Here is a 23,457-nt window from a genome sequence, read left to right as displayed (position 1 = left end):
GATTATATTCCTTTACCCGCTTTTTAGTATAGTCGATTTTATATATGCGCCCGATGTTTGGATACAATTTTTTATTGTAAGGATAATTACCTGCCTTATAATTTATGCCTTACACAGTTACGTGCAATACAAAAAATACAATTACCGGATATTGTTACATGTTAGCATGTTGCTGCTATCGGTAACATCGGCGTTGCTTTGTAATATTGTAAGCGTATCTAATTTAAATATATATTATTCGCTTTTTGCTACCCTGGTACTGTTTTTTAACCTGCAGGTTTTTTGGGAACCCATCAATTCAATTATCCAGTTTATGCTGGCCATTTTGTTTCTTGCCGTATTTTTTAACATGCAGCATGAGTACAACCTTGATATCGTGATAAACGGCGGCGGACAGCTGTTTTTTATCATATCGGCCATATCATGTATAGTGCCCAACACCCGCTTCAAGATAATGCAACGTGATGTGCGTTCGCAGATACTGATCGAGAAATCAAACGAACAGCTAAAGGAGCAAAATACATCTATCAATGAAAAAAACAACCTTATTGATTTACAGTATGAGCAGTTGCGTAGACTTGATGAGCAAAAAAACAGCTTTATCAATATAGCCGGGCACGATTTAAAAAACCTCATTGGCTCTATCACCATGAGCAATAACATGATCAAAGAGGAAGATTACCGCTTAAGCAACGATCAGAAAGAGTTTGTAGGCTATATAGCCGAATCGGCCGATAAAATGCAGTATATGCTTAATAAGCTGATGGATGTTAAAGAGATCGAATCGCCCGAGATTAAATTCAACCTGGAGATTTTTGATATCAACGTTGAAGTAATGCATATTTTTAAAGGTTTGTATGAAACCGCCCAGCTGAAAAATATCCATTTGGTTGATAACATATTAAAACTACCGCTTAATGTAAAACTTGATAAGGTATTTGCCGGGCAGGTTTTTCAAAACCTGTTATCAAATGCCATCAAATTTTCGCAAACCAATAATACCATAAAAATTGTAACCAGTTTGCAGCGCCAGCGCTTTGTGTTTGAAATTATTGACGAAGGTATTGCTATAGGGCAAAGCGAACTGGATATGATGTTCAATAAACTAAAAACATTAAATGATACATCGGGAGTTACCGAAAGCCGCCTTGGACTTGGCCTTTCAATAGCCAAGCTAATGACCCAGGAAATGGGCGGCGACCTAACATACCGTAGTAATGAAAATGGTAATTATTTCCGAGTAGAGTTTTACGTTATAAATTAATTATTTACAACCCGATGAATAAATTTCTTTCCCTCTTAGCCTTTGTATTTCTTATTAGTACAGCGTCAAAAGCACAACACCTTGTAACTTTTAAAACGCTGGGCCATGATGACGATATGATATATGGCATGAGTGGTGCCAATTCATTTTATTTTAAAATAACGCCGCTTACCGAAATGAATGGCAGTAAAGTGGTGTTGTTTTTTGAGCCATCACAAGCCTTGCTCAAAGAACACTCCTATATAAACGTCGTTATAAATAACAAGCCGGCCTATAGTGGCCGCATGACTAAAGATTCTATCCAAAAAGTAACGCTTACCTTAACCAGGGCCGATTTATCCAACGATAAATTCCTTAAAATACAAGTTAAAACCCTGCTAACCATCACTGATGATGAGTGCCGCGACCTGGACAACCCCGGCATGTGGTTAAAAGTTAAAAATTATTCATATTTATCCCTGTTACGTAACACCAAAGGCTTTTTTGATAACGTAAACATTAGCAATTGCTTCGATTCAAAAAAGGCTATCGTTTACCCTACAAACCCTACCCTTCCCGATCTTAAAGCGGTGGCATGGGCTTACTCCAGGTTAAAAAAGACACAAACCAGGGATATCATGGTTTATGACGAAGCCCATGTGCCTGATACCCTCAGAAATTATATTAAAGTTGGTACCGTTGGCTCGTTAAACGCCGATTCGCGCGGGTTGTTAAAAGTAACCCCGCAAAGTGGCCAGGGCTTATTTTACCTGCATAAATCAATGAGTATGGTTACTGATACCAATACCCGTTTGGTTGATATTAAAGGTGTACTTACCGCGGTAAAAACAGCAACACAGGAATTGCAGCCAAAAGAGATATTATTTGTTACCGGCGGTGATGATAAGGGTTACGAGAAAGCCATTACCGCATTGGGTAACATGAATATTTTAAATTCGACCTATGGTGACTACCTGTTGATTGAAAAAGCACAAAATACATTTTCTAAAACTATCGACGAAAACCGTTCAAAACTTTCATTAAAACAAATTGGCGGTGTAGCCGACTTTTTATCAGGTATCGGATCGTTAAAAAGCGCATACTCGTTTAAAAACAGCGATTTTAGTTTTACTCCAAAAGAAGTGGAGATTCGTTTTGTGGCCAACTATAGTGCTTTAAGCGCAGGCGACCGTGGGTTTTTTAACATATACCTTAATGGCTTGCTTATCAACAGCGAAAAACTTGACGGTACCGGTAAATTAAACACGGCTATTACCATTAACCGTTATCAGCATCATAAATACAATACCCTGGAGGCCGAATTCAGGTTTTACCCAACCAGCGGCCATTGCAAGGATAGCTTTACCAACTTTTTTGCCGAGGTTGATGTAGACAAATCATACCTGGAATCAAAAAACCCGTTTGTAACCAGCGACCTGAGTTTTTACCAATATCCCGAGGCCTTTAACACTGGCACAACACGTATAGTGGTAACCAAAGATTATGCAAAATATGCAGCAGGGGCTTTAGGCGAGATTATTTATGAATTAAACAACAATATTAACGCCAATAATTTCCCGGAGTTTGTTTATTCAGACGAAATTCCAACCGGCGATCTGAAAAAATATAATATCATCGCCCTGTTATCAAAAAACGACAAATTAATGGGCGAGTTTCCTGATGCCCCAATTAAGTTCGACAGGGATTTCAGGCTATATAAAACCGATGATAACACAACGGTATACTCCTTAAATGATACTGTATCAAACGGGCTTGCGCAAATATTTTACGGCCGCAGCAACAACGCCACCCTGGTACTCACCGCAACCGGAACCCACATTGGCGATGCGTTCCTGGCTGCGTCAAAATCAATCACGGAGCAGCTCTCTACCCTATCGAGCAACGTATGTATATCAGATGTAAATTCCAACAAATACTTGTTCAACATCAATAAATCGAGCGAAAACCTGGAGTATATTGATACCAAAAGCGGGTTAACCCGTTTCTGGGACAGCTATAACCTGTACATTTTGCTGGGGATACTTATATTAATATTGCTATCGTTCCTGTACGTTCGTTCAAGAGTTCAAAGATCACAGGATCTGTTTAATGATTAACCTTTTGATTTAGTATCAAGTAGTAAGTATCAAGTAGCAAGATAGCTGCAAATGCGGCTTTCAGTACCAGCTACTTGATACTAAGTACTAACTACCAGGTTTAACCGATCTTAAACTATCAAGATTTTAAACCGGTACCACCTACTTGATACTTGATACTTGATACTTACTACTTGATACTAATAAAGTAACTTACATATATATAATGAGTATTTCAATTCCTGAACTTTTGGTTAATGACGGGTTTATAACACCAGGCGATCAGGTAAAAATCAAAAGTTTTGCAGAAAGATCGGGTATGGCCTACGTTAAAATAGCGCTTAACTTTGGTTACATTTCCCGCAAAAACTATGAACGCTCATTAAGTAACGCCGGTTATCATTTTGCACAAATTCGAGAGGAAGTTTTTGATACCGAAGTATTGAAAAAAGTTGAACTCAAATTTGCTAATGACCACCTCGCGCTCCCTCTGCGTATAGAAAACAACCGGGTGGTTACGCTTATGGCCGATCCATCCGATCAGCTTTTTGTCGATTTCATCAGGTTTACTTATGATATGGAGCCCGACATCATTGTTGCCTATGATTTGGATATAACGTGGTTTAGCCACAAGTTGCTGGGCGAAAAGTATGTTAAAGCATCCGTTTATGAATTAATGAGGCGCGACCCTAAAAGTTCGGCTTCTACTACTTTCACCACCCCTCAACTGGCATTCATATTTATACTGCTGGGCCTTATAGCTGCAGGGATGGTTTTAAATTTTAAGAACACATCAATTGCCATCAACGTAGTTATCAGTATGTTTTTCCTGGTGGCTATTACCTTTAAACTGTTCCTGGCCCTGGTGGGGTCGCGGTTTGAGTTGCACCAGGCCGTAACCAAGGATGAAGTGCGCGATGTGGTTGATGCCGAACTGCCCATGTACACCGTGCTGCTGCCGGTATATAAAGAAGACAAACTCATTAAAAAACTGATCTGGAACCTGCAAAGCCTTGACTATCCGCGCGAGATGCTGGATATAAAGTTACTGATTGAAGAAGATGATGATAAAACATTAAAAGCCGTTCAAAACCTTGATTTCCCTGCTGTTTTCGAGGTAATTGTGGTGCCTTTTCACATGCCTAAAACCAAGCCCAAAGCTTGTAATTATGGCCTCCATTTTTCAAGGGGTAAATTCCTAACCATTTACGATGCCGAGGATATCCCCGATACCGATCAGCTTAAAAAAGTAGTTACCTTATTTGCCAAACTGCCCGATCATTACATTTGTATTCAAAGCGCACTTAACTATTTTAACCGCAATGAAAACTTCCTTACCCGTATGTTTACCCTGGAGTACTCATACTGGTTTGATTATATGTTGCCCGGCTTAGATACCCTCGACATTCCAATCCCCTTGGGCGGCACCAGCAACCACTTTAAAATGGATGCCCTTATTGAGCTTGGCGCCTGGGATCCCTTTAACGTAACCGAAGATGCCGACCTTGGTGTGCGTGCTTATGCCAAAGGTTATAAAATAGCCATCATCAATTCAACCACCTACGAAGAAGCTAACAACGAACCCATTAACTGGATCAGGCAGCGCTCAAGATGGATAAAGGGCTATATGCAAACCTACCTGGTACACATGCGTAACCCTGTTGAATTAATCAGGAAGATTGGCTTTAAAGGTTTTTTAGGCTTCAATTTTTTTATCGGCGCTACATCGGCCACGTTTTTGGTTTACCCGCTGTTGTTAGCCATATTTATCTGTTACCTGGTTTTCGATTTTTCAACAATCCGCACCCTGTTTCCTGATTGGGTTTTGTTTATGGCTATATTTAATTTGATGGTAGGCAACATCCTGATGATATATGTAAACATGATGGCCGTATTTAAACGCCGTTATTTTGAACTGATATTGTTTGCCCTTGCCAACCCGGTTTATTGGTTAATGCACTCGGCAGCAGCATATATGGGCTTATACCAGCTGATAACCAATCCGTTTTATTGGGAAAAAACCAACCATGGTTTAAGCAAAGTTAAAAATCCTACAAATGTTGTTAAATAAAAAATGAGGATCTCTAAAAGTCAATACCTGTTTATAATAACCGCAATACTTGCTGTTTATTACCTGGCAGTGGGCATTTACATGAACCATTTGGGCTATTATAACCAGGAGAGTATTTTTTATATTGAAAAAACCAAGATCATTTTTGAGGGCCTTGGCAACCGTATTAAAGTAATGGGGCTTACCTCGCCATTATTACCCTTTTATTGTTCCATAATTTTTAGTTCTGTAAGTACTTTCCTGGCACCCGTAATAGCGTCGGCTCTGGGTACAGCCGTTTTATTTTACATCCTTGCCTCTACATTAAAAACACGTATCCAGCACGACGATTTTTACTTTTACATATTTGTTGCCCTGTTTTTTTTACACCCGGGTATCATTTATGTGGCAGCATCGGGCAAGGCTATTTACCTGGTGCTTATCAGCTTTTTCCTGTTCTTTTTTAACCTGCTAAAGTTTTATCGCTCAAATACAACTTTCCACGTATCATTAGCCAGTATTTCGCTGGTGATACTTATTTTTTGCGATTATAAGTTTGTATGGCTCTGCCTCTTCTTTATACCGCTGGTATTGGCCATTACTTTACAAAGCTTAAACCTTGGCGAAAAGGAATCCATTTTCCGGCTGTTTTTAAGTTTTAACAGCCCATCACTGCGCCGTAAGCTCATAAGCAAAACATTCGCAATTTATATCATCCTGTTTATTTTGCCCATTGCCTCTATCATTTCTTACAAGCTGCTCAACCTAACCCACTCCAACGATCTTAACTACTTTATCGAAAGCCCCTACGCCACCTGGAATGTATTGGTTGATAAATTAAACTACGATATTACAACAGCTGCAACCAATTACCAGCTGCCCGAACTTTCGGTACTGGTATCTGTAAGGGTCATCTATTTTTGCCCGCTTATTTTGATAGCTATATACCTCTTCCGCGAAAGTACTTACCAGGCTTTAACTATTTTATCTCCTTTCGCGTTTATCGAATTTTTGCATATCAAATACGACAAGCTATATATTACTTATGAGTACTACCTCATTTTCCTCATACTATCGTTGCTTTGCCTTATATTTAAGGCCCTGGTGGTTCAAAATCAAAAGGTTTTTAAAATAATTGTTTTGGTTGCGGCGCTTGTCTCGTTTTACACCGGTTATTCGTTTTTAAAGGGGTCTTTCATCCATGATGAAAAAGCATTTATAACCACACTTGTGACCGGCGAACATAATATGGACCAGGTGGAAATTATGGACATGGCAGGTTATATTAATACCTTGCCCAAAAACTCACATGTGCTTATGGACGATGCCATAGCATACCCGGTTGCAGCCTTTACAAATGATATCAGGAGGTTAACCCTTCCCTACCAGGACCTGTTTTTAAGCGCCATTGAAACGCCCTACCGGTATGATGATTACATCCTGATTGCAACGGCCAAAAATCCGTTTACCGGCTACACACAGCTTAACAATAAGTATATACCGGCCATTCGTATCGCAAACAGCGGCATTAACTACCGCCGTGTTCACGAAACGGACAACTGGGTACTGTACAAAATCATCTCCATCCGATAAAATTGAACTATTAACTATTGACTGACTTATATTAACCAAGACCTGCTCCACAAAAAGCAGGTCTTTTATGTTTAAAGGTAATAATCAACATTCCCCCGTAGTATTCAGCATTGGCGTGCCCATTACAAACCAGGCTTTACTAATTTTATCGCCGGCCACCTCGTAAATACAAAGAGCGTCGATATGGCCCGGCCCATCAGGAAAAGTACGGGATACCAACTCAAAGTCGGCAACTTTATTGTTGAGCACCGTGCGGGTGAGCAGCTTACCAAACAAATCGGGCTCCAGGAACCTAACCAGGTGCCTTTCGCGAATGGCAGCGGCTCCGCTGGCCAGCAGTGTATCCGGGAATTCATAATACAGGGCGTCATCAGTCCAACAGGTCATAAACAAATCAATATCCTTTGCATTATAGGCATCCAGTTGTTTTTTTACTACTTGTTCAACAGCAGTTTTTGCGGTGTTTTCCATTGGTGATTTATTGGTGCGGCTAATATAGATGTTGTGGGGTGATAATATGCACAGCGCGCTTTATTAGTCGCCGCCACCGCCGCAGCCGCTACAACCCGAGGATGAGCAGCCCGAGCATCCACTGCCGCAACCGCTGTGCCCACCGCAGCCATGTGAACCACCGTGATCATGTGAACCGCCGTGACCGGAATGGTCGCCATGGTGGCCGCTATCCGTGTCGCCACCGTAACCACTGTTTCCATCATTGTTGTTTTTACGATCTTCATCGCTATAATCGTGGCCGCCCTTGTAAACCGCCACAACTACCAGCCCAATAACCCCTATCATAATAGCCAACGCAATGCTGGTTTCCGATGCCTGTATAAACAAGCCTGCAGCAACAATCAGCATCAGCAAAATAACAACCTGGCTGATACTTCGGGGCTTGGGCAGCAGCCAGTACCGCCCCACATTTACCCGCCTGAAATTGATATCTGTAAAGCGCGTTTTGTTGTTGTGCCAGATATCTGCCGGAGGTATAGTGCCGAAGGTTTGGGTATACAGCTGGTGTGTATGGGTGTAATAACCATCGAATTTAATGGCCTCGGCCTGGCCGCCTTTGGTTGGGTTATGATGTATTTGCTGGCCCAGGGTATCGCGGCATAAATCGTTCCAGTATGATTGGGTGAAGGTTAAATGCAGGTGCCAGGCCTGGTCTACCGGATCAGACGGGGTTACCCCACCAGGAGTGATACAACACAGGAAAATAAACTTTTTATATTCTTCAATCACGCGCAAGGCATAGTTGCGCGGCCAGCCATTTTCGCGGGCCAGCCTGTCCGAAAATTTGAAACCGACCCCAGGTTTATCTATACTATAGTGTTGAATATTTTGCCAGAGTAACTCTTGTTCGGGTATCATGATAGTGCAGGTTATCTGGCTTAAATGTACTTAAACGCCGGCAGAAGAAAAAGAGCGGAAACAGTTCGTTACATTTTATAAAAATGCATTAGATCAGATAAAATCATTAATTTGTTTGAATGAGATTATTATTGGCATTCTCGACAAGCCAACAATAATGTATTCATAAAAAGATGCGATATGGAAACAGTTATTATAGAACTGACTAATCAAAAGGCTTATAAAATTTTGGAAGACCTTGAGGAGCTTAATATCATTAAAGTGATAAAAAGGCCTTCAACACTTTCCTCATTACGAAAAAAAATTCAAACTAAAATGAGTAATGAAGAAATTGACGAGCAACTCCATAATATCCGGGATGAATGGCAAAGACCTATCTGGTTGATACCTCTGCAATAATCAAGTATCTCAATGGATCATTGCCGGTGAATCATCATGACTTCCTAAAAGTTAATACGTTAAAATACACTAATCCCAATAAAGTAGATTAATACAGTTTTTTGGTAATGTACCCGCATAGCTTGAAGGATTGCAATGAATACCGGCCCGGCAGTGGGCAGCAGCCAGGCCGCGCCTAATGCCTTGCAGGCGTATAAATGGAAAGCCCGGGCCCCCCGCTTCTACCAGCGGGAGGGACACGCCATAATACGAACATCTCAATTAAACGGCGGTATCAGTAATTTCGAACAATGAATTTTGAATATCGAACACCGAACTTTCTCGTTCATTATTCGATATTGGACATTCGGTGTTCAATATTATTGTAACCTTATTCTTAAACGGGCATGCCCCCATCACAAATTAAACATCACCTTAGCCAGCAACATTCTGCCCGGAATGCTGTACGTGCTTGACGTAAACACGTTGGCCGACAAGTATAGCGAAGTATAGTTTTTTACGTTGAACAGGTTTTGTGCGGTTAGCTGTACATCTATTTTAGGTTTACTGAATTTGTAGCGCATAGTTGCATCGGCAAAAAAGTATTTAAGATCATTGGCTTGCTGCTGGTGGGTGTAATAATGATCGGCAGCAAGGTTGAATTGCAGGGTATTAAGCGGGTTATACTCAATGGCGGCGGTTTGGATAAGCCGCTGAAATTTGCTGCTGCCTGCAACCGCTGTTGATTTGCTGGTGGTTTGGCTGTAATTGGCCTTATAGCTTAAATTAACTGTACTGCTCAGTTTGCTTTCGGCACCCACGTTCAGCGTTTCGCCTACGGTATTGAAGGGCAGGATAAGCCCGTTTTGCAGCTGGTTTAGCCGGGCGGTTTGCCAGGAAGCCCCGGCGCTGAAAGTGGTTTGCAAATCAAAATTATACTTGCTGATGTAGCCGCTAACCGCCCAGGCGTCTGTTTTGTTATCATAGGGCAGTACAACCCGTTGCTGCAGGTTATTGGTTAATGTGCTGGATGCGATATTGTTAGCATAAATATGGCTGTAATTAACATTCAGGCTAAAAAAGAACAGTGTAATGGCTTTGCGGTAGTTAAAGCCCAGGCCCGCGTTTTGGCTCTGGCGCTCGGTAAGGTCGGCGCTGTTGGCATACAGCGTGCGGTAATTGGTGAGGATATAGCCACGGTACACATCCTGGATACTGCCAATGTTGTTGCGCAAACCGTAGTTCAGGGTAAAATAGTTTTCGATGCCGCTTTGGTATTTTACATAAAGCCGCGGGTTAAAGTACAAGCGGTTAAGACTATTACTTAACTGGTAGTAGTCATCGCTGTAATGGGTTTGCTGCCAGCTGAGGGGCAGGCTGGCCTCTATCTTCAGAATTTTGCCGGGTATGTCAAAATCTGCTTCGGCGTATGCCTTGTTACGGCTCCAGTTTAAGCTGTTGCGGGTGCTATCGCCAACCGGGTTAACCGCGTTGTTTTGTTGGGTAGCTGATAGCGCCGAGTTTAACGTTTGCCACTGGCTGCTGAACCCCGCCTTATAGCTTTGTGTTATATGCTGCCCTGGTATTTTATAAGCCAGGTAATTGTTGCTGAACCAGGTAGGGATATTTACAGTTTGGGTAAGCAGCGAATAATTAACACCATTGTTAAAAATATCCGGGTTAAGATTAGGTTCGATAACCCGGCTCTCGGGCTCCGATGTGCGGTTAATGTAACTATACACCTCCATAATTTTATCGGAATGGAAGGTTTTCATCCAATTAAGCTCGTTAGAAAAATTGAACAAATTATCTTTAAACGTTTGGTTTACGGGTACGCCATTACTCACCAGGTTTGAGTACGAGGTATTGTGGTTATAATCGGTTACCAGGTTATCGTTCAGGTAATATTTGTTTTGATTAACGTTCAGGGTAAACTGCGTATGGATTAAATCGGGGCGCCATTTGTTGTTTTGCTTTTCGGTATAGCGGATGGTATCGCCGGGCAGGTAAACCTCGCTCAGGCGGCTGTAATCCTGGTGCTGACTATCGCGCAGGTATGATATATTGGCCCGCAGTTGTACATCTTTTTTCAGGTGAACCAGGTTATTAAGGTTAACTATACCCGATTGGTTAAATAAATACCTGTTGCGCGGCAAATCCGGGTCGCCGGCAGTGCCTAAGGACAATACCGTACCGGGCTGATCATTATCCAGGCGTTGCATGTGCTCGGCCGAATTGTGCGACACCAGATCGCCGGCCACATCATAGCCCGTATTGTTACCTCTCAGGTAATTAATAGCCTTGTATTTATCCTTAAACATCATGGCATTAAGGTCTTCATCGTACTTTTTGGGCAAGCCCGCACCTATAGTTTCCTGCCCTATCAGCTGTAGTTTGGCATCTTTTTTTATCGTGAGGTTAAGGGCCACATCCTCGCTTACCACCTTATCGCGCAGCATTTTTACGGGCTGATGGTTTTCCATCACCTGCACCTGGTCAACCACCCCATGGGGTATGGTGCCCGTAGCAATATTATATTTATCATCAAGCAGGTTATCACCGCCTATGTACAGGTTGGATATAGCCTTGCCGTTGTAGCTTATTTTGCCATCCTTGGCTACATCAATGCCCGGCAGCTTTTTAATTACATCACCAATAACCCTATCCTGCGGGCTGCTAAAATCCGACACCTTGTAGCTGGTAGTATCGCCGCTAACCCGCAGCCGCGGCCGGCTATTTTTTATGGTAACCCCCTGCAGCTGATGCACCGCGCCTGCAAGTTTAAAGTTGTAGGGGGGTGTAAAGCTGCTTACCGGCAGCCCCGCCTTTTTAAAGCCTATGCAACTGGCCTCTAATGTAAGGCCGCTTTTATCGGCATTTACCGGAATCCCAAGGCTGTAAAGCCCCCCGGCATCGCTGGTGGTATAGGCAATAATAAGGCCTGCGCTGTTTTTAAGATTGATGCCGGCGTAGCTTATTGGCTTGCCCAGGCTATCGGTAACTTTGCCTTTGATGCTTTGGCCAAGGCATACCATGCCCATGAGCATCCAAAATATGAACACTCCGGCGCTTTTATGCGGGCGGCTCATTTTTTCTCGGGAAGCTCTAAAGGGTTATTAATTACCGGTCCTGTACCATTTATCTGAATCCGCATCTGAGGGCCGCCACCACCGCCCGGGCCTTCACCCGGCCCGCCGGCCCGCATACCGCCGCCCGAGCCGGCCATGGCCGACTGTGCAAAAGCATTCGGATCTTTCCGCATGGCGGCTTCCAGGTTCTTAAATTCCTTTTCGGTGGTTTTAACCGCGTCGGTTGGCAGGGCTATTACATTAGGATCGTCGCTGGCATCGTCCATGCCAATCAGTTTAATTGTTGCACCACCCGGAACCGGGGCTTCTGCAGCCGGCTTTGGCGAGTTGGTTACCTCGTCGAGCCCGTCAAACTTAAATACTACCTCTTTATTGGTATCATAGGCTTCCACAATTAAGCCCGGCAAACCGTTCAGTTTCCACGGCCCGGCATGAAAAGGCAAATCCGGACAAAACCAGGCCGTATAATCCCTGCCCTTGAAATGTCCCGTAGCTTTTTGGCAATGCAAACCCGAAAAGCTGGCCGTATCGGCGCTTATCTTCCAGTCAATCACGGGCATGGGCTCTTCAATCATATACGGGGTTATCAGCCGCTCTTTACGTACCAGTTTATGTTGCAGCGGAAACTGGTAAAACTCGTTCCGGGTGGTAGGCGCGCCGCCGGTTACTTTAATATTCACTCGACCGCCATTACCCTTTTGCTCGGCCATCTGGTCGGCTACTTGTTTTTTCATCAGGGCCTCCTGCAACTTGCGGTCGTAACTTTTATAAGCGCTGGAAGTTGCGCCCACAAACAGCACCATATTTTCGGTATATGGCTTATCCCGGTGCGTAGTATCGCGCAGGTGCGAAAACTTGTAATGCACAACAGCCCTGGCAGTATCGGGCTTTTGTGCCTGTGCCCCACCAGCAAGGCCAAGCAGGCAGGCTAAAAAGAGTATCGTTTTTTTCATGATGGTTATAAGGTTATACCTGTTTTAATAATTACAGATCAAATATAACTAACAGAATAGTTAAACTACGAAGTTTTCGTAGAATTAACAAAATTTAACAATTTAGAGGTCGTTCATTGGTTCATTAGTTCATTGGTGGCTCGCTGGATAGCTTTCGCTTTGTGTTGCTCATTGGCGTATGAGTATCATATCATAGGGCCATCATGCAAAGACAGCCTCATTAGCCATGAAAGGGCGACATCCGTCTGCGATGGGCGTCGCCCATCGGTTAAAAATATATTGACGAGACAGCCCTAAAAGGGTGACATATATTTTACACTCTCAAAACTATCTATTTAATCAATAAATACAGCCCCGCGGCAATTGACGCGCCCGCAATTGGCCCTAAAACGGGGATCCAGGCGTAGGGCCAGTCGCTGGTGCCTTTGTTTTTGATGGGAAGTATCATGTGCATAATGCGCGGCCCCAGGTCGCGGCAGGGGTTAATGGCATAGCCGGTTGTACCACCCAGCGATAAACCTATTACCCACACTAATAACGCTACAGGTATGGCACCAACCGAGCCAAGGCCTATAGGTACTTTGGTGGGCACAATCTGGCCGCCCGAAATGTAAAATATGGTAAACAGCAGCACAAAGGCACCAATAATTTCGCTGGCAATGTTTGAGATGTAATTGCGCACCGCCGGGCCGGTACAAAACACCGCCAATATCGAGGCCGGATCATTAGTTCGTTTAAAATGATCATAATACATCACCCACACCAGGAACGAGCCAACCATAGCACCTAAAAATTGAGCTGCTATATACAATGGCACCTGTGCCCAGGCAAATTTGCCCGCTATAGCCAGCGCTATGGTAACCGCAGGATTAAGGTGAGCACCGCTATAAGGCCCGGCAACAACAACCCCCACAAATACCGCCAGGCCCCAGGCCGTGGTAATTACTATCCAACCGCTATTATTTCCCTTGGTATCTTTTAATACTACGTTGGCCACAACGCCATCGCCTAAAAGTATGAGTAACATGGTGCCAATGAATTCGGCAATAAATGGAGACATGGTAATAAAATTTATAGGTTTGAATAATTGTAACAGGTTATAATAATAAATCCAGACGCATCAGCCTACCGTATTGATAAATACTCCCTCTGCTTCCAGGCGTTATGCTTTCTACCTTTCGCTTTTAGTCTTTATCGGCCCAGCACTTGGCCGCATGAATGGCCCGTTCCCAGCCTTCAATATCCGCTTTAATATCTTCCGGGTTACCGGCGGGGATAAATTCCTTTTCAGATTGCCAAAGTTGTTGTATTTCGGCCACATCTTTCCAAAAGCCTACTGCCAGGCCGGCAAGGTAGGCCGCGCCTAAAGCGGTAGTTTCTACCACGTTTGGCCTTATCACTTTACAATTCAACACATCGGCCTGGTATTGCATCAGCAAATCGTTAGCGGTTGCGCCGCCATCTACCCGCAGCTCTTTAATGGGCATACCTGCATCAGCTTCCATGGCTTTTAAAACATCCATAGTTTGGTAGGCTATGGATGCCAGGGCCGCTCGTGCCAGGTGGCCGGCGGTGGTTCCGCGTGTGAGGCCAACAATAGTACCCCGCGCCTCGGGATCCCAGTAAGGGGCGCCCAGGCCTGCAAAAGCCGGTACAAAAAATACACCGCCGGTATCTTTAACACTGGTTGCCAACTGCTCCACATCGGCCGATGTTTTGATGATGCCTAAACCATCGCGCAGCCATTGCACTACGGCGCCGCCAATAAATATGCTGCCTTCAAAGGCGTATTGTACCTGGCCGTTAATTTTCCAGGCTATGGTGGTAAGCAGGTTATTTTTTGATTCGATAAACTGATTGCCAATGTTCATCAGCATAAAACAACCTGTACCATACGTATTTTTAACCATGGCCTTATCAATGCACATTTGCCCAAACAAGGCGGCATGCTGATCGCCGGCTATACCTGCAATAGGTATTTTGCTGGCAAATATCGTTGTAGCTGTTTCGCCGTAAACCTCGCTTGATTGTTTTACCTCGGGCAACATGCTTTTAGGGATATCCAGCAGCTGCAGCAACTCATCATCCCATTGCTGGGTACGGATATTGAATAACATGGTGCGGCTGGCATTGGTTACATCGGTAACATGTACCTGGCCGCGTGTAAATTTCCATACCAGCCAGCTGTCAACCGTGCCAAATGCCAGTTTACCGGCGTCGGCCAGTGCGCGGGCGCCATCCACATTATCCAGGATCCATTTTATTTTGGAGCCCGAAAAATAGGCATCTATCACCAGCCCGGTTTTAGAGCGGATCATATTGCTGTGGCCATCCTGTTTTAGTTTATCGCAATAGACGGCGGTGCGCCTGTCCTGCCAAACTATGGCGTTATAAATGGCCTCGCCGGTTTCGCGGTTCCATACAATGGTGGTTTCACGCTGATTGGTAATACCTATGGCTTTAATATTTTTGCCATTAAGCCCGGCCTTAACGGTGGCCTCGGCGGCCACACCCGCCTGGGTCGACCAGATCTCGTTCGGGTCATGCTCAACCCAGCCCGGTTTTGGGAAATATTGTTTGAATTCTTTTTGCGACAGCGCTATAATTTGCCCCGCATGATCAAATATGATCGCCCTCGAACTGGTTGTCCCCTGGTCAAGGGCCAAAATGTATTCTTCCATTACTTAGGTATTTATAATTGGTTGGTTATTTGAGAGTCAAGAATTAAGAGTCAAGAATCAAGAAAAAAACAGTTCGCTTACTCCAATGCGTGTTCTAATAAACACTGCTATCAGCCAGACTTTTTTTGCTGTCTTAACTCTTGATTCTTAACTCTTGATTCTTCTATTTAACTCTTGATTCTTTCTCCTGCTAATATATAGTTTCCGGCTACTTTATTAAAGGCTTTTACCTGTTCTGTTTGCCATTCGGTATCTTTATTTAATTCCTCTGCCATCAGCCGGGCAACTTCTGGCCCCATGGCCATCGCCAGGCGGGCATCTAAAAACAATACGCGGGTACGGCGGGCCAGTATATCCTCAACAGTACGCGCCATCTCGTACCGTACCGACCAAATCACCTCGCCTTTGGTGTACTCATCATCCGGGTGTACCCGGTTTTTCCAGCCGTCATCCTCATCAGTTAGGGCCAGTACCTTTTCTATATCATCACCATAAACGTATAGGTGGTTACTCCTATCCGGGTTCGGCCGGCTGCTGTGGATGGATAGGCCTGCGGTGTGGCAAACCTTGTTTGGTAATTTGCCCACCTCTATCGCTTTATCAATGGTATCCTCGCCCATTTTACGATAGGTGGTCCACTTGCCGCCGGTTATGGTGATCAGGTTTGATTTAGAAACAATCAATTTATGGCTGCGCGAAATCTCTTTTGTTTTAGATGAATCATCCTGCGGGGCCGCCAATGGCCTTAGTCCGGCAAAAACGCTCAATACATCCGCACGCGCGGGTACCTTTTTCAGATATTTAGCGGCGGTACGCAAAATAAAATCAATTTCGGCCTCAAGGGCCACAGGCTCCAGGCTATGTTCATCAATAGGTGTATCCGTGGTGCCTACCAAAAGCTTGTTATGCCAGGGCACTACAAATAATACCCGGCCATCCTCGGTTTTGGGGATCATGATGGCGTCTTCACCGGGCATAAACTGCCTGTCGAAAACCAGGTGAACGCCCTGGCTTGGCCTTACCAGTGGCTTTTTATCGGGCACATCCATTTTAAGCACATCATCTACAAAAACCCCGGTAGCGTTAATCACGGTTTTGGCCTTTAGCTGGTAACTAAGCCCGGTTTCTGCATCGGAGGCTTTAACGCCGGCTATTTTTTGGTTGCCATTTTTAATCAGGCCGGTAACTTTAAAATAATTCAACACGGTTGCGCCCTGCTCCAAAGCGGTTTGCGCCAGGTTTATGGCCAGCCGCGAATCATCAAACTGCCCGTCGTGGTATACCACGCCACCATGCAGGCCTTTCTCCTCAATTCCGGGCAGCCTGCTGATGGTTTCTTTTTTGGAGATGTGTTTTGCCCTGCCAAAGCCCAGCTTGCCGGCCAGCAAATCATATATGGTTAAGCCGATGGTATAAAACACACCATCAAACCAACTGTAATTAGGAATAATAAAACTTTCGTTTTTCACCAGGTGCGGGGCGTTTTTTAACAGTAAACCCCGCTCGTGCAGCGCCTCGCGAACCAGGCCAATATCGCCCTGCGCCAGGTAACGCACGCCGCCGTGCACCAGCTTGGTGGCCCGGCTTGATGTGCCTTTGGCAAAGTCGGCCTGCTCCAATAGCAGGGTTGACAATCCCCTCGAGGCTGCATCAACCGCGGCGCCCAGGCCGGTAGCGCCGCCCCCAATAATAATGATATCCCAAATTTTATCCTGGTTATGGATGGATTGCAAAATGGAATCTCTTTTGAAAATACTCATTTTAATTCTGTTGCATTTCGATTACGATTCAAATATACAATATCGAAACATAAAATAACAAATCGAAACTTATTTTTTGTTTCAATTTATCCCATCCCAGTTTTTTACTTATTTTTGTTTGTTATGAATAAAAATACCGACAGGCATAAAATCATACTCCGGCAACTGGAAGACGGCGGCTTTGTAAACGTACAGGAACTGGGCAAACAGCTAAATGTTTCGGAAGTGACCATCCGAAAGGATCTGAAACTTTTGGAGGACAAAAAGCTGCTATTCCGTACCCACGGCGGGGCTACCAAAAGCAACCCCTACACCAACGACAGGCCCGTTGCCGAAAAGGAAAAGCTGAACGCTGCCGAAAAGCAGCAGATAGGCATAGCCGCTGCTGCGCTTATTGGTCATAACGATTCTATCATTATTGCATCGGGCACTACTATGCTGGCCCTGGCGCGGTCGGTTAATGCGGGGAAACATTTAACGGTGATCACATCGGCCCTCAACGTGGCTATCGAGCTATCGCATCATCCCAATATAGAAGTAATCCAGTTAGGCGGCCAGTTGCGCAGCTCGTCATCATCGGTAACCGGATCATATGCCGAAGTGATGCTGCAGGATATGGCATGCAGCATGCTTTTTTTAGGTGTCGACGGCATCGACCCCGAAATTGGCCTTACCACCACCAATTTAATGGAAGCCCGCCTGAACCAAAAAATGATAGCCGCCGCCCAAACCGTAGTGGTACTGGCCGACAGCACCAAATTTGGCAAACGCGGCTTAGGCAAAATCTGCCCCCTCGACCAGGTTCAGCACATTATTACCGATAGCGGCATCAGCCCCGCCATGCTTAAAGTATTGCAGGAAAAGGGGATAGCGGTTACGGTGGTGGGTTAGGAGTATCAAGTAGTAAGTATCAAGATTTTTTGTTCGGAAGATCGATTTTCTTTTAATTCCCTCCCAGCGGGAACTACCGTATGTACAAATCTTTAAAACAAAAGAAAATGTCATTTCGAACGAGGTACGAGGAGAAATCTTTAACGCCTTGCACCCCAAAAGCATGTCGAATTGCAAGGCGTTAAAGATTTCTCCTCACCCCAACGCTCAAATCCACCGCTGATTCGTTCGAAATGACAACTTGCTTTATTAATTGATGAGATAGATCCAAAAGATGCGTAGCCACTTATTTTAAAAACACATTTCTAACTGCCTCCAGGTAACCGTAGCCGTGTTTTTTATCCGGTTCAAGGTAGCTGCCTTCGGCCCATTCGTTCCAGGCGTTTATGGTAATTAGTGGCGGCTGGTTAGGGTGGGCGTCTATGTAGTCTTTTGCTTTTTGCAGGTACATCTCAAAATATTCGGGTTTGTTGTTTACAACCAGGTCTTGCTTTTGTACGGGGAAACGCGGGTTGCTGTCCCAGCCAATAGAAACATGCGGGCAGTACGGAATTTTAAAGGTAGTATCCCACTCGGCCCATTTGGCTATGGCTTTTTGGCCCCAGGGAATATAATCGCCGCTTGGCGCTACAAAATGGCACCATTGATAGTTGGTCATGCTGTTAAATCCAAAATACTCCAGGGTCGAGTTTTGTGTTTGTACCTTATCGCCCGGCACATCGTTTAACGTTGCCGGGATGTTGCCCCAAAGCGTAGCCTGCAAATGCAGACCGGGGAACCCGGCTTCTATCGTTTTTCTACGGAAATAATCTATAGCCTCCTTTGCCTTTTCAGATCCGCCTATGCCTTTGATAAAGGTCGACAGCTCGTAAATGCCGAACACCGGCCGGCCATTTATTTTATAATAGTTGGGCTTTTTAAAGTAATCGTTAATGATATGCGCTATCATCTCCTCAAAAGTTTTCCTATCCACCCCGCCATAAAAATACACCTTGCTTTTATCCGGGTTCGACGGATCTAAATACGAGTTATGATCATGGTTGGCCCACATCAGGTAAAACTTCATATCATTGGTATTTTTAGCCTTCAGGAAACCCTTGTCCAGGGCATCTTCCAAAAAAGGTTTTTTATCGTACCAATACCAGTCAAATATCATTACGTTAACGCCGTACTTTGTAGCCGTAGCTATTTTTTTACCCATCACTGCCGGGTCGGTTTCATCCTCGTAGCCCCAAAGCGGCACCTTGGGCACTTCGTGACCTGCAAACTTGGGTTTTGCCTTGTAAATAGCCTCCCACTCCCCTTTCCCATCCGGGAAAACGCCAATATCCTTAAACCTGGCATCGGGATGATACGCAGGCCAGTAAAACGCGGCCACATCATAATGTTTAGCAGGGCTTTGGCCTTTAGCCTTAAAAACAACAAAGCATGCCAGCATAAGCGCCAGGCAAAACAACAGTTTGAATTTGTTCATCACCAGGTAGATAAATTAAATGAGATCATATTACACCGCCGCCAGGCAGGTAATGGTTATAATAAACGGTTGTTTTAAAAGTAGCTTATTGATTTCGACGCGCTATCCTGTACTGTCTTTTTTAAGCAGAGATTAGCACGAAATTAAAAAGCGGAAGAATCCGAAGTTGCTTACCTGGGTACGGGGCAATCGTCGAAAAAATGCATCGGTTTTCTGCGACAGCATAACGGGCAACGAGTTTGCTGGAGGACAACCCCAACAAAGTGCGGGCCCGACAAATCCACGCCAAGCCCGTAGCAAGCCCTCCACCAATGAAATAATGAACCTTGAACCAATGAACCATCCTAATGAACCATCCACCAATGAACTAATGAACCAATGAACAAATGAACCAATGAACCATAATGGCGTTCCCTGCGGGTAATTGTGGGCTTCTGAATCTTACCGGGTAAATGGCCTTCGGCTCGAATGCTTCACCCTCAATATCCGTATTTCTTTCGGTAACACCCGATACGAAATTCGGTAGCTGTCAACTTCAAAGGCGTGGAAACTGCCATCGTTGTTTTTCTTCAGTCTATCGGGTTGGTAGAGTTCTGATTTAAGGGGGAGCGATTTAATCTTTAATAATATCCGTTGTTCAATTTTTTCAGCATATGCAAACTGGTCGTTATCTTCCAGGTATTCAATAGCATCTATCAGCTGTTTTACAGCCAATTTATTCCATTTAATTTGCATTAAAGCGCTTTTCTCCTATTTTTAAAAAGCTGTTCTACATCATCGTGGCTAACAAAGCTCCCGGCTTCAATCGCAGCATCTGCCTGTTCAATTTCGGCATTGTACTGGTCAATAAACGCGCTGTTAAGCTCATCGGTGTTTTTATCTACATCGGCCTGGTAGCTATAGTGGATAAAACACACCAAAATGACCCCTTTTGGCCCACTCAAAAAGGCCCCCTTTGCCAGTTGAAAGTAATACCACAGCAACCTCGAATCCAGCCTTAAAAAGGTACATGGCACAGGATTCATAATAAACCCCTGTAGCCTCCATCACAATAATGAGCGGTACATTTAACTCTTTTCTGTGATTCCCCATCCACAATAGCAATTCCTTAAACCCTGTTGCCTGATTGGAAAACTTGCGGCTGGCTTTTACTTTTACTTGTTGACTGGCATCAATAACGGAGAGACAGGCATGGAAATCCTTTTGGGAAATATCGATGCCAAGAGAATACTTTAACATAAGCGATTTTGTTAAAAAGTAAAACACTAACAGGAACTTCTTATACGGCCTTTTCTCATAGTCTTATACAGGATGATAGAACATTTGTCTATCTCCTTAAGTACTGTTCTGGCTTGGTAAAAAGAAACTAAAGGCAGGTTTATCTTGCGGCCGACATCCGCGATGCGGTGTCTGTAGGCTCCCGTCAAAGTGCTGCCCTTAGTCCTGTTTATTAATATTTACAAAGATATGAGGCCCCCCCCCGCGTTCGCGTTAGGGATTGCAATGGGTACCGGCCCGCGAGCGTAATGCCTGCAGGCGTATGAATGTAAAGCCCGGCCCCGTTTCTACCAACGGGGAAACGCCCATTTGAAGTAGCAAGTATCAAGTAGCAAGTAGCAAGATGGATGGGTGAGAGGATTTTAGATGAAGGATTTGGGGAATGATGAATTATGTGCTAAACAAAATGCCTAAATGCTAAATGCGTTTAGCTTAATGTTATTTGGTGGGCGCGGCTTTGTGGACGGCGATTGCTTTTGGCATTTCAGTTTGCTTATATTTGAAAAACGAAAACCGCATGGCCATCAGATTGGGTGATTTTTTCCCTAAAAAACCGGTAAATGAACCGGCTTTACAACTTGACGACCCCAAATGGGATACTTTAGAAGGCGGCTACAAAGGCACGCCATACAATGCTTCGGTAGCCTTAAAAAAGCTGGAACAGGCAAACGACAAGCAAGCCATTAACCATATTTACCAGGAGTTATGGAACGAGCTGCATCACCAGGGCGATGTGGGCCTGGCATCGTATTACGCCGTTCCGCATTTGGTGAGGATAGCCCGCGAAAAGCAATTTGTTGATTATAATGTACTGGGGCTTGTTTCGGTGATCGAAATACAACGGCATAAGGATAACCCGCCGCTGCCCAGGGCGCTATACCCTGCTTACAATGAAGCCATAGCCAATTTAGGCCAACTGGCCGCTGAGGCCATAAGCCAACCCTGGGACTTAAGCCTGGCATCGGCTGCGTTAACAGCTATTGCATTGGCCAAAGGCGAAATTAAACTGGCAAACGCCATACAAAACCTGGATGACGAAGGTACAATAGACGAATTTTTAGAATCGTATTAGTGTTATGTTAATCAGGTAATAAAGGATAGTGCTTAGCAGGGCAAACGCATCTAAATAGTTAACGGCGATAAGCTGTTATTTAATTGCTAACGGAATAAGCTTATAGCATCGGCAAGATATAAGCATCCCCTATAGTTCTTAGCCGAAAGTTTTAAGTTCTAAGCCCAAAAATAAATTGGACTTTTGACTTAAAACTTAGTACTATTGACTTTACATTAGAATTATTTGAAAATAATATGATACTTTTATTGGAAATGAAAAAAACCTATTACCTGTTATTGTTTATGCTGACGCTATCGGCAGCAGCTAAGGCCCAAACCAATTGGGTAACACAAAACCTGGGCGCAAAACTATCGGTAAAATTCCCGTCCGAACCTGAAAAGGTAATTAAAAACGGCGTTGAAAGTTATACCGTAAAAGCGAAGGACAGTGTTATATATAGCGCCGGCGTGATAGATTTTGAGGTTGTAGCCCATGTGGATTCGGCAGGCCTGGCACCAATGAAGGATACACAGGAATTTGCCAATCAAATGAGGACGGGGTTTGCTTCGAAAAAGCCGACCTATACTTTTGGAGATATCACCATAGGCAAATGGAAAACGTATACCAGCTATAGTTTTTCGGGAGTTGAAAACACTAATAAAAATAAGGCAATAATACATATGATATTAATTGGCAGCAAAATTTACTCATTCGTGTGCCGGGTGCCCCCTAACCTGGTAACCCAAAATAACGATGTGTTTTTAAATTCGGTTGAGCTATTGAAGAAATAAAAATAGCCCGGTATGGCAGATGTTGCCTTACGCTAAAACATTTTAAAGGCTGGGTGCAGGCGGTTTACAACACCCGCCTGCGTACAATAACCCTGCTGCGTGGCACAACCGGCCGCACCACCACAACCCTCGGCCTGGCTGGCACTACTACAACCCTTGGCCTGGCGGCAACTACCACCCTGCGGGCAGGTGCGCGTACTACTACTATCCTTGTTTTAGCTTCAGTTTGCAACTCCACCCCAACACTGATGGCTATAAATAAAATAATCTTTTTCATGGTGCTTTAATTTGTTGCGGTAAAGTTGTCATGAAAACACCCAGCTGCGTGCCATTAAAACGGTGAGCCTGAAAAACAAGGGGGCGAAACGGCGGGACGGGGAGTTTCAGAGGCGGGTAAGGCTTGCGGACTTGAAGTCTTATGTCTGAAAAAAAGTGTTGCGGTTGGGTAAAAAAACGCCCCAGGTGAGCCGTYTTCAAAGCTTCCAAATAGCGGTAATAAACATGTTGTAACTTATTGCATATTTATTGCCTATTAGTACCAATAACCTGCGCAGGAAGTACATCTTTTTACCACAAACGTGTACCTTTTGTAAGCTAAACTCAGCAAAGCAAGGTATCCAACCGAACACCAATGAACTAATGAATGATTGAACTTTTCAAAACGCAAAAACCCCTCATCAGTATGATGAAGGGTTTCACGATTCAGCCTTTAAGGCGGATAAGATTTGGCACCGACCTACTCTCCCACGTTTTAC

At 44.3% G+C, this 23,457-nt stretch carries 20 protein-coding genes; 8 read left to right on the top strand and 12 right to left on the bottom strand.

Annotated elements, in window-relative coordinates; translation table 11 throughout:
• From AC1DV1_RS29070 to AC1DV1_RS29055, 4 genes are all read left to right on the top strand, one after another.
• Nucleotides 1–1,264: sensor histidine kinase (locus AC1DV1_RS29070; protein ID WP_477367499.1), on the top strand; the 1,264-nt coding region annotated here is incomplete at its 5' end.
• A gap of 14 nt (nucleotides 1,265–1,278) precedes the next feature.
• On the top strand, nucleotides 1,279–3,360 hold the full coding sequence (locus AC1DV1_RS29065) for a cellulose biosynthesis cyclic di-GMP-binding regulatory protein BcsB (protein WP_477367496.1): 2,082 nt from the start codon (nucleotides 1,279–1,281) through the stop codon (nucleotides 3,358–3,360).
• A gap of 205 nt (nucleotides 3,361–3,565) precedes the next feature.
• Nucleotides 3,566–5,410 (top strand): glycosyltransferase, encoded by a 1,845-nt coding sequence (locus tag AC1DV1_RS29060; RefSeq protein WP_477367493.1) that lies wholly within the window; start codon nucleotides 3,566–3,568, stop codon nucleotides 5,408–5,410.
• A gap of 3 nt (nucleotides 5,411–5,413) precedes the next feature.
• Nucleotides 5,414–6,982: a hypothetical protein gene (locus AC1DV1_RS29055; protein WP_477367489.1), complete on the top strand. Its 1,569-nt coding sequence runs from the start codon at nucleotides 5,414–5,416 to the stop codon at nucleotides 6,980–6,982.
• Nucleotides 6,983–7,066: 84 nt separating this feature from the next.
• On the opposite strand, the gene AC1DV1_RS29050 is transcribed toward AC1DV1_RS29055, so the two are convergent.
• Together AC1DV1_RS29050 and AC1DV1_RS29045 are read right to left on the bottom strand one after the other, a co-directional pair.
• Nucleotides 7,067–7,453 carry a nuclear transport factor 2 family protein gene (locus tag AC1DV1_RS29050; protein ID WP_477367486.1) on the bottom strand — a complete coding sequence of 129 codons (387 nt, stop codon included), beginning with the start codon at nucleotides 7,451–7,453 and terminating at the stop codon, nucleotides 7,067–7,069.
• A gap of 63 nt (nucleotides 7,454–7,516) precedes the next feature.
• Nucleotides 7,517–8,353, bottom strand: a complete 837-nt coding sequence (locus tag AC1DV1_RS29045) for a glycine-rich domain-containing protein (RefSeq protein WP_477367483.1) — start codon at nucleotides 8,351–8,353, stop codon at nucleotides 7,517–7,519.
• Nucleotides 8,354–8,533: 180 nt separating this feature from the next.
• Between AC1DV1_RS29045 and AC1DV1_RS29040 the strand changes: the two genes are divergently transcribed.
• The gene (locus AC1DV1_RS29040) at nucleotides 8,534–8,752 is read left to right on the top strand and encodes a hypothetical protein (protein ID WP_477367480.1); all 219 of its coding nucleotides are present in this window, start codon (nucleotides 8,534–8,536) and stop codon (nucleotides 8,750–8,752) included.
• A gap of 395 nt (nucleotides 8,753–9,147) precedes the next feature.
• Here AC1DV1_RS29040 and AC1DV1_RS29035 read toward each other — a convergent pair whose 3' ends face one another.
• From AC1DV1_RS29035 to AC1DV1_RS29015, 5 genes are all read right to left on the bottom strand, one after another.
• Nucleotides 9,148–11,820 carry a TonB-dependent receptor gene (locus tag AC1DV1_RS29035; RefSeq protein WP_477367477.1) on the bottom strand — a complete coding sequence of 891 codons (2,673 nt, stop codon included), beginning with the start codon at nucleotides 11,818–11,820 and terminating at the stop codon, nucleotides 9,148–9,150.
• Complete coding sequence (locus AC1DV1_RS29030; RefSeq protein ID WP_477367474.1) at nucleotides 11,817–12,773, bottom strand: GLPGLI family protein; 957 nt, start codon at nucleotides 12,771–12,773, stop codon at nucleotides 11,817–11,819. The genes AC1DV1_RS29035 and AC1DV1_RS29030 overlap by 4 nt, the downstream gene beginning before the upstream one ends.
• 331 nt (nucleotides 12,774–13,104) lie before the next feature.
• Nucleotides 13,105–13,833 carry an MIP/aquaporin family protein gene (locus AC1DV1_RS29025; RefSeq protein ID WP_477367471.1) on the bottom strand — a complete coding sequence of 243 codons (729 nt, stop codon included), beginning with the start codon at nucleotides 13,831–13,833 and terminating at the stop codon, nucleotides 13,105–13,107.
• A 124-nt stretch (nucleotides 13,834–13,957) separates the two neighbouring features.
• Nucleotides 13,958–15,454, bottom strand: coding sequence for a glycerol kinase GlpK (gene glpK, locus AC1DV1_RS29020; protein WP_477367468.1), 1,497 nt, complete (start codon nucleotides 15,452–15,454; stop codon nucleotides 13,958–13,960).
• A 167-nt stretch (nucleotides 15,455–15,621) separates the two neighbouring features.
• Nucleotides 15,622–17,214 carry a glycerol-3-phosphate dehydrogenase/oxidase gene (locus tag AC1DV1_RS29015; RefSeq protein WP_477367465.1) on the bottom strand — a complete coding sequence of 531 codons (1,593 nt, stop codon included), beginning with the start codon at nucleotides 17,212–17,214 and terminating at the stop codon, nucleotides 15,622–15,624.
• Nucleotides 17,215–17,337: 123 nt separating this feature from the next.
• Between AC1DV1_RS29015 and AC1DV1_RS29010 the strand changes: the two genes are divergently transcribed.
• Nucleotides 17,338–18,105, top strand: coding sequence for a DeoR/GlpR family DNA-binding transcription regulator (locus tag AC1DV1_RS29010; RefSeq protein WP_477367462.1), 768 nt, complete (start codon nucleotides 17,338–17,340; stop codon nucleotides 18,103–18,105).
• 286 nt (nucleotides 18,106–18,391) lie between these two features.
• Here AC1DV1_RS29010 and AC1DV1_RS29005 read toward each other — a convergent pair whose 3' ends face one another.
• From AC1DV1_RS29005 to AC1DV1_RS28990, 4 genes are all read right to left on the bottom strand, one after another.
• Entirely contained in the window at nucleotides 18,392–19,579 is a 1,188-nt protein-coding gene (locus AC1DV1_RS29005; RefSeq protein ID WP_477367459.1) for a glycosyltransferase WbsX family protein, read from the bottom strand.
• A gap of 441 nt (nucleotides 19,580–20,020) precedes the next feature.
• Nucleotides 20,021–20,314: a type II toxin-antitoxin system RelE/ParE family toxin gene (locus tag AC1DV1_RS29000; protein ID WP_477367455.1), complete on the bottom strand. Its 294-nt coding sequence runs from the start codon at nucleotides 20,312–20,314 to the stop codon at nucleotides 20,021–20,023.
• Nucleotides 20,314–20,499 (bottom strand): hypothetical protein, encoded by a 186-nt coding sequence (locus AC1DV1_RS28995; protein ID WP_477367452.1) that lies wholly within the window; start codon nucleotides 20,497–20,499, stop codon nucleotides 20,314–20,316. Before AC1DV1_RS28995 ends, AC1DV1_RS29000 begins: the two co-directional genes overlap by 1 nt.
• Nucleotides 20,477–20,818: an IS110 family transposase gene (locus AC1DV1_RS28990; protein WP_477367449.1), complete on the bottom strand. Its 342-nt coding sequence runs from the start codon at nucleotides 20,816–20,818 to the stop codon at nucleotides 20,477–20,479. The genes AC1DV1_RS28995 and AC1DV1_RS28990 overlap by 23 nt, the downstream gene beginning before the upstream one ends.
• A 556-nt stretch (nucleotides 20,819–21,374) precedes the next feature.
• On the opposite strand from AC1DV1_RS28990, the gene AC1DV1_RS28985 reads away from it, so the two are divergent.
• The gene (locus AC1DV1_RS28985; protein ID WP_477367446.1) at nucleotides 21,375–21,929 is read left to right on the top strand and encodes a hypothetical protein; all 555 of its coding nucleotides are present in this window, start codon (nucleotides 21,375–21,377) and stop codon (nucleotides 21,927–21,929) included.
• 254 nt (nucleotides 21,930–22,183) lie between these two features.
• The gene (locus AC1DV1_RS28980; RefSeq protein WP_477367443.1) at nucleotides 22,184–22,702 is read left to right on the top strand and encodes a hypothetical protein; all 519 of its coding nucleotides are present in this window, start codon (nucleotides 22,184–22,186) and stop codon (nucleotides 22,700–22,702) included.
• Between the two features lie 64 nt (nucleotides 22,703–22,766).
• Here the strand turns inward: AC1DV1_RS28980 and AC1DV1_RS28975 are convergent, their stop codons facing one another.
• Nucleotides 22,767–22,979, bottom strand: a complete 213-nt coding sequence (locus AC1DV1_RS28975; RefSeq protein ID WP_477367440.1) for a hypothetical protein — start codon at nucleotides 22,977–22,979, stop codon at nucleotides 22,767–22,769.
• Between the last annotated feature and the right edge of the window lie 478 nt (nucleotides 22,980–23,457).

The organism is Mucilaginibacter sp. P4_D1, assembly GCF_056401935.1.
This window is presented reverse-complemented; position numbering and strand designations above follow the sequence as displayed.